Source organism: Bartonella sp. PS17NMGDW (assembly GCF_042193555.1).
Classification (GTDB): Bacteria; Pseudomonadota; Alphaproteobacteria; order Rhizobiales; family Rhizobiaceae; genus Bartonella; species Bartonella grahamii.
In genome coordinates, this window is sequence record NZ_JBHILY010000024.1 from 1 (window position 1) to 7,064 (window position 7,064).

Sequence of the window (7,064 nt, forward strand, 5' to 3'; positions counted from 1 at the left end):
ATTTTCTCAGTTGACCAACCTAAGCTTTTCAAAAGTGCATGAGCACTTTCCATGGTGAGACGATCATCAGTGTCATCCACTTCATCCACTTTCTCTGCCACTTCAACAGAAGTTGTTTTAGAAGCAACAGATGCTGTTTGCGCATCCAAACTCAAAATCGGAGCGTTTTTGGGAAAACCAGTCCGATAACGCCGTGCAAGAGTAAGAGCGTTGTCAATCGTATATTTCGTGATACCTTCCACAAAGCCTAGATGGTTCTTTGCCCTGAAACTTTCCTTATAAAATTTGAGCTTTTCAATATCACCAATCAGAATGAGTGCTATAAAGTGACGTGCCACAAGGTGAGCTTCACTGTTTGTTGGCAAAGCGGCATAATCATAGATGATTTGATTGACATTTTGCCGATCAGCCCACTCAAGTATATCTGTACAAATCTCCTTTAGCTTGCCTTCATCCAATTCAGTACTAGAAACTGTATAAAATTCTTCTGCCTCTTTGAGAGCTATATATTGGGGCAATCTAGGAAACATCTCTCTATGAGCAGTAGAAAAGCCAAGTGTTGAAAGCGAAGCCTTAAATACAACAATCGGCTCTTCTTCATCACTTTGAAGGTTATACATTATATTGATGATACGGTCTTTACTTACAAAATAAGCATTGCGATCATAGTTCTTATCACGATAAACTGTCCAGTCTATCCTTTTTAAGTCTTCAGAAACTGTATTAAGAAAAGACAAATCTTGCAAACTAAGACGATCATCTATGGCTTTTCGCTCATTAAAGATTTTCAGATGCTCTTCAGCAAATTGAACGGCGTGATTAACATACTTCTCCACTTCACGGTCTTCTAAATGTCCAGAAATCGTACCGGCTTCTAAAAAATTTTGATAAGATTTCAGGATATCAATTTGACCTGTCAATGCTAAACAAGCCAAATGCCAGACTATACGTATATTGTAGCTATACTTTTGAACACGTGTTTTGCTTTCTATTGATGCTTGTAAATCTTGGGCACGTGCCCATTGTATTATTCGCTCAGAGATTTTGATAAGCTCTTGTTCATCTAATGTCTCTACACAAATATCAATGCCTTTATCAAAACCACTAAAAATCCCCCCCCCAATCGTGTTAAAAGAATTATAAATATTTGTAGGTGATATGCACCGATACTCCCCACTATAGTGAATATATTTACAAGCTACAGAAATCATTTCATTAGATATTTCAGCTTCAATACGGACATTGTAATTGTCATGGAGACGTATAAAACCAAAATCAAATTGAATGAAGCGGTCGGGCAAAATCAACCACATTTTTCCAGGCTCCGTAGAAAACCACCCTTGTGTTTTGAGAACGCGCATTGCTGCTGTGAGGCTTATCGAGCGCTGTTTGGTTTTTTTGCGCGTTAGAATATCATCCAACTCCCTATTTTTATAGGCTTGCGCAAAAAAAAGCAGGCGATCATCCGATGTCATTGTTTTATAATCAGCAAATTCTGGCACAGATAGTTTTGGAGTAGATCTATCACTCCTTAAAGCCTCCATATCACCAAGTAATGCTTGTGCAACGGCAGAATGATCAGCAGCTTCCTCGCACAACTTTTTTTCAATATCCTGTGCTTGCGCCCATGCAATCACTTTGTTTAAAGCGGTTGTGATATGGCTTTCGGAAAGATCCGGAGCTTTAACATTAAAATCCTCCTTCGCGTAAAACAGCACATCTTCATATTTACGCTGTGATTTTTCACTTCTAGAATATTCCCAGCCAAGACAATAAGCAGCGGTGGTGAGATCAGCCGAAAGCAAAAACTCTTTGCCACTCTCTCCATAATTTTTTACACCATAGCCAATACCGACAATGCGATCGGGAAGATGATAATGCGCAAAAGTATCCCCCACGTTATCACGATAAGGCTCCCAGCCCAGTCTTTTTAAAATCTCTGTGACATCTTTAGTTTGCATCATCATTCCCCCAGCATGATCTGTAATTCTTTTACATAAAAATTACTTGTATAATACTTAGGCTCTCTAGAAAGACTATATATTTCCTCTATCAATTTCACCTCTTCCATAGTTTTTTCCAAAAGCTCTTGTAAAAAGGGATAGGTTGCGGAGTGGGAGTGTTCTCAATCTTTTCAATTGGTTGATCACCATCAGGTATCTCAACTCCCACGCTTTCTTTAATTCTTTTGCAAAGGAATTCATAAAAATTACTTGCGTAATATTCGCAATCTTCAGATGGAAGCATGACATAAAGTGGGCATTCACCATCCCGAAACTGCGTATAATCAAAGTAAAAAGTCTCACCAAAATCTGTTCTACTTACGATAAGCTGTTCTGGTGTCGCAAAACCCCTTTTTCTATTATTTAAGTTGCGGAAAACAATATCACCAGCAGCAATACCTATTCCACAATCCCTATAAACGCTACAGATTTCATAACCTCCAATTTCTCCTCCTTTATAATTTTTTAAAAAACTCTTATAAGAAGATGTGAATTGTAAACCGAGAGCTTTCTCCGCCTTTTCAATCAGTAGATCATCAACTGCATTTTCTGCAGTACCCAAATTGATAATCTCATCATCATATTTATTCACTTTATCAATTAATACTGCAACATCAGCTAAGGTATAGGTTTTCATGGATGATCCTCAAAACGTGCGTTATAAACGCTCCATATTTCCACTATCAATTTCACCTCTTCCATAGTTTTTTCCAAAAGCTCTTGTAGAAAGGGATAGGTTGCGGAGTGGGAGTGTGCTCAATCTTTTCAATCGGTTGGTCACCATCAGGTATCTCAACTCCCGCGTGTACTTTAATTCTTTTGCAAAGGAATTCATAAAAATTACTTGCGTAATATTCGGACTCCTCATCCGCAAACATGACATAGAGTGGGCATTCACCATCCCGAAACTGCGTATAATCAAAGTAAAAGGTTTCATCAAGATCATAACTCACAACGAGCTGTTCTGGTGTCGCAAAACCATGTTTTCTATCGAGTAAGTTTTGGTAAACAATATCACCAGCAGGAATACCTTCCCCACAATCTCCATAAAGGCTATAAATTTCTTCACCACCAATTTCTCCTCCTCCATATTTTTTTAAAAAAACTTTGTAAGAGGATGTGAATTGTACGCCGAGAGTTTTCTCCGCCTTTTCAATCTGTAGATCATCCGTTTCATTCTCTTCATCATCTTCACTACCAAAATTAATAATCTCATCATCATATTTATTCACTTTATCAATTAATACTGCAACATCATCTAAGGTATAGGTTTTCATAAATCTTCCCCTGCGTGCTCTTTAATTCTTTTACAGAGAAATTCATAAAAATTACTTGCATAATAATGTGACGCTCCAGATGGAATCTCGACGTAAAGTGGGCATTCTCCATCCCGAAACTGCGTATAATCAAAATAAAAGGTTTCACCAAAAGCAGCATCACAAACGATAAGCTGTTTTGGTGTTGCGAAACCACGTTTTCTATCATTTAAGTTTTGAAAAACAATATCATCAAAAGGAACACCTATAGGATGCTCATAAAGACTATAGATTTCATAACCACCAATGTCCCCGCCTTTATAATGTTTTAAAAAAACTTTATAGGAAGATGTGAATTGTAAACCGAGAGCTTTCTCTGCTTTTTCAATCACGAGATCATCAACCGCATTTTCTGCAATCCCAAAACTAACAATATCACCATCATATTTATCAATTAATACTGCAACATCAGCTAAGGTATAGGTTTTCATAGATGATCCTCAAAACGTGCGTTATAAACGCTCCATATTTCCTCTATCAATTTCACCTCTTCCATAGTTTTTTCCAAAAACTCTTGTAAAAAGGGATAGGTTGCGGAGTGGGAGTGTTCTCAATCTTTTCAATTGGTTGATCACCATCAGGTATCTCTTCTCCCGCGTGTACTTTAATTCTTTTACAAAGGAACTCATAAAAATTACTCGCGTAATATTCGCAATTATCCAATGGAAACCTGACATAGAGTGGGCATTCACCATCCCGAAACTGCGTATAATCAAAATAAAAGGTTTCATCAAAATCAGCGTAACACACGACAAGCTGTTCTGGTGTCGTAAAACCATCTCTTCTATCATTTAAGTTTTGGAAAACAACGTCATTAACAGAAACACCTATAGGATGCTCATAAAGACTATAGATTTCTTCACCACTAATGTCCCCACCTTTATAATGTTTAAAAAAACTCTTGTAAGACGACGTGAATTGTAAACCGAGAGCTTTCTCCGCCTTTTCAATCACAAGATCATCAACTGCATTATCTTTAATACGAAAATGGATAATATCATCATCATATTTATTCACTTTATCAATTAATACTGCAACATCATCTAAGGTATAGGTTTTCATAGATGATCCTCAAAACTTGCGTTATAAACGCTCCATATTTCCTCGCTATCAATTTCACCTCTTCCATAGTTTTTTCCAAAAACTCTTGTAAAAAGAGATAGGTTGCGGAGTGGGAGTGTTCTCAATCTTTTCAATCGGTTGATCACCATCAGGTATCTCTTCTCCCACGCTTTCTTTAATTCTTTTGCAAAGGAATTCATAAAAATTACTTGCGTAATATTCGCAATCTTCAGATGGAAGCATGACATAAAGTGGGCATTCACCATCCCGAAATTGAGAGTAATCAAAATAAAATGTTTCACCAAAATCAGTTCTATTCACGGCAAGCTGATTTGGTTTTGCGAAACCATTTTTTATATCCGTCAAATGATAGAAAACAATATCACCAGCAGGACACTTATCAAAACTTGCGTTATAAATGCTAAATATTTCATCACCTCCAATTTCTCCTCCCTTATAATTTTTTAAAAAATCCTTATAAGAAGTTGTAAACTGTAAACCGAGAGTTTTTTCTGCCTCTTTAATCCGTACATCACTAACTGCATCCTCTGCAGTACCAAAATTGATAATCTCATCATCATATTTATTCACTTTATCAATTAATACTGCAACATCATCTAAAGTATAGGTTTTCATGGATGAACCTCAAAACGTGCGTTATAAACGCTCCATATTTCCTCTATCAATTTGACCTCTTCCATAGTTTTTTCCAAAAACTCTTGTAAAAAGGTATAGGTTGCGGAGTGGGAGTGTTCTCAATCTTTTCAATCGGTTGGTCACCTTCAGGTATCTCTTCTCCCGCGCTTTCTTTAATTCTTTTGCAAAGGAATTCATAAAAATTACTTGCGTAATATTCGCAATCTTCAGATGGAAGCATGACATAAAGTGGGCATTCTCCATCCCTAAACTGTGTATAATCAAAATAAAAGGTTTCACCAAAAGCAGCATCACAAACGATAAGCTGTTTTGGTGTTGCGAAACCACGTTTTCTATCATTTAAGTTTTGAAAAACAATATCATCAAAAGGAACACCTATAGGATGCTCATAAAGACTATAGATTTCATAACCACCAATGTCCCCGCCTTTATAATGTTTTAAAAAAACTTTATAGGAAGATGTGAATTGTAAACCGAGAGCTTTCTCCGCATTTTCAATCACGAGATCACCAACTGCGTCATCTTCAGAACAAAAATTGACAATATCACCTTCATATTTATCAACTAATTGTATAACATCATCTAAGGTATAGGTTTTCATCAATTATTCTCCATCAATTATTCTATAAATCTCTGTTTTTTCTCTTTTCATCAACCGTAGATCACTACTGCCGGTGCTCCTGTCCCCATCTGTCAAAATTTAGACCTATAATGCCCCATTTCATATTGATTATTCCTCCTAAACTACTGTTTTTTTGTTCTCCATGCCCATTGCCGTATTCTTTCCAATATTCCTCTCTCTGCTTCTCAAACTTTTTTCTCTCTATAAGCGATTGATGTGTTTTTGGATTAGCATGAATAACAGAAGTATATTTTTTATGAAATTCATGGCTAATTTCCGCTAGGGGTCCATCGGGGGTTTGCTTTAGGTGATGCAACTCAACAGGCTTGCCATCAAACCCCATAGGTGCTCTTCCTGTTTTTGTCCTTTCAATATTGGTACCCCACACCTTTTTCTTCTTTACTGTCCAATTAACAATTTGGTTAGGATCAAACAAATCGTCTCTCCGATAAACTGTGTAGGTCTGTCCAAATTTGCTATCGGTAAATTTAGTGGGTTTCTTTTTTAACCAAAGCTTTTTTTCTTTAGCGGCGAGTTTGGTCAGTTCTTTCCTAGCAGCTAGTTTGTCAGGATCTCCTTGAGCTGCAAGTTCTGCAAGATTTTTCTTGGAAGCGAATTGGGCAAAATCTTTCCTAGCAATGAATTTAATCCAAGCCTTTTCGCCAAGCTTTATGGCTCCCTTGGCTGCTCCAGCAACTCCTGTCATTAGGGATGCTGTTTCAGTCAATAATTTTCCAAATTCAAGTCCAGCTTTAAAGGATCCACCAGCACCGGCTCGCTCATATTCCTCCTCCATTTTATTAATGCGATCTACATAGGACTGTCCAAGGGTCCGACCAATTGTCGCCAAAATCTCATCACTGCTGAAAAAATCTTTGAGCGCTTTCAAAGTCTCTTCGGGATGTTTGGCTAGTTGCCAAAAACCATCAAGCGTATCGTATATTTCAGCCGGTACACCAGCTACTATACCAGCCCCAAAGCTTATACCTTGCCCTGTACTAATCGCAGACCACTTCGCAGACACTTCTGCTTCACATAAAAGGTCAGGACACTCCTTTAATTCTTTATTCATCTGGGCTATTTGAGCACTGCTGAGGTAGTTATTTGCAGCGGCATTTCCAGCGGCATCGGCGCCGGCATCAACATTGCCACCGGCAAGGGCAGCGGCAACGCCCCCAGCAGCCCGTGCAACATCAATGGTGTGGTCTCTAAAGTCAGCAAACTGCGCATCAATCTTTGCGTTTATACGCGCTTCCTCTTCCGGAGTTGGGGTGCGACCGTTTAGGTTACCCATTTCCTCTTTCACAATGCCTTGCACCCACAATTGAAACTGGAGCATAGCAGTGGCTTCACCCACAGCCCCGCCGATAGCACCGGCAGAGCAAGCGCCACTCGCAACAGCGC

7 protein-coding genes and 1 pseudogene are annotated in these 7,064 nt (G+C 38.3%); all 8 read right to left on the reverse strand.

Going from position 1 to position 7,064, the window contains the following annotated elements; genetic code table 11:
- Positions 1–1,961 (reverse strand): DUF6990 domain-containing protein (locus ACFIJK_RS08380; RefSeq protein ID WP_375627481.1); only part of this gene is annotated, 1,961 nt, incomplete at its 3' end.
- Positions 1,962–2,058: 97 nt separating this feature from the next.
- Complete coding sequence (locus ACFIJK_RS08385) at positions 2,059–2,640, reverse strand: SMI1/KNR4 family protein (protein ID WP_375627482.1); 582 nt, start codon at positions 2,638–2,640, stop codon at positions 2,059–2,061.
- Between the two features lie 52 nt (positions 2,641–2,692).
- Positions 2,693–3,280 (reverse strand): SMI1/KNR4 family protein, encoded by a 588-nt coding sequence (locus ACFIJK_RS08390; protein ID WP_273791574.1) that lies wholly within the window; start codon positions 3,278–3,280, stop codon positions 2,693–2,695.
- Positions 3,280–3,750 (reverse strand): annotated as a pseudogene (locus ACFIJK_RS08395) (SMI1/KNR4 family protein); the annotation flags it as partial. The pseudogene ACFIJK_RS08395 and the gene ACFIJK_RS08390, both read right to left, overlap by 1 nt.
- A 52-nt stretch (positions 3,751–3,802) precedes the next feature.
- On the reverse strand, positions 3,803–4,381 hold the full coding sequence (locus ACFIJK_RS08400; RefSeq protein ID WP_375627483.1) for an SMI1/KNR4 family protein: 579 nt from the start codon (positions 4,379–4,381) through the stop codon (positions 3,803–3,805).
- Positions 4,382–4,435: 54 nt separating this feature from the next.
- Positions 4,436–5,017: an SMI1/KNR4 family protein gene (locus ACFIJK_RS08405; RefSeq protein WP_375627484.1), complete on the reverse strand. Its 582-nt coding sequence runs from the start codon at positions 5,015–5,017 to the stop codon at positions 4,436–4,438.
- A 46-nt stretch (positions 5,018–5,063) separates the two neighbouring features.
- Positions 5,064–5,639, reverse strand: a complete 576-nt coding sequence (locus ACFIJK_RS08410; RefSeq protein ID WP_375627485.1) for an SMI1/KNR4 family protein — start codon at positions 5,637–5,639, stop codon at positions 5,064–5,066.
- 64 nt (positions 5,640–5,703) lie between these two features.
- Positions 5,704–7,064, reverse strand: a 1,361-nt coding sequence (locus tag ACFIJK_RS08415) for an HNH/ENDO VII family nuclease (RefSeq protein ID WP_375627486.1), incomplete at its 5' end; no start/stop codon positions are given.

Excerpts from the sequence above, each read along its gene's own strand:
- ACFIJK_RS08385 (WP_375627482.1), bottom strand. The coding sequence starts at position 2,640 with ATGAAAACCTATACCTTAGCTGATGTTGCAGTATTAATTGATAAAGTG.
- ACFIJK_RS08410 (WP_375627485.1), bottom strand. The coding sequence starts at position 5,639 with ATGAAAACCTATACCTTAGATGATGTTATACAATTAGTTGATAAATAT.
- ACFIJK_RS08390 (WP_273791574.1), bottom strand. The coding sequence starts at position 3,280 with ATGAAAACCTATACCTTAGATGATGTTGCAGTATTAATTGATAAAGTG.
- ACFIJK_RS08400 (WP_375627483.1), bottom strand. The coding sequence starts at position 4,381 with ATGAAAACCTATACCTTAGATGATGTTGCAGTATTAATTGATAAAGTG.
- ACFIJK_RS08405 (WP_375627484.1), bottom strand. The coding sequence starts at position 5,017 with ATGAAAACCTATACTTTAGATGATGTTGCAGTATTAATTGATAAAGTG.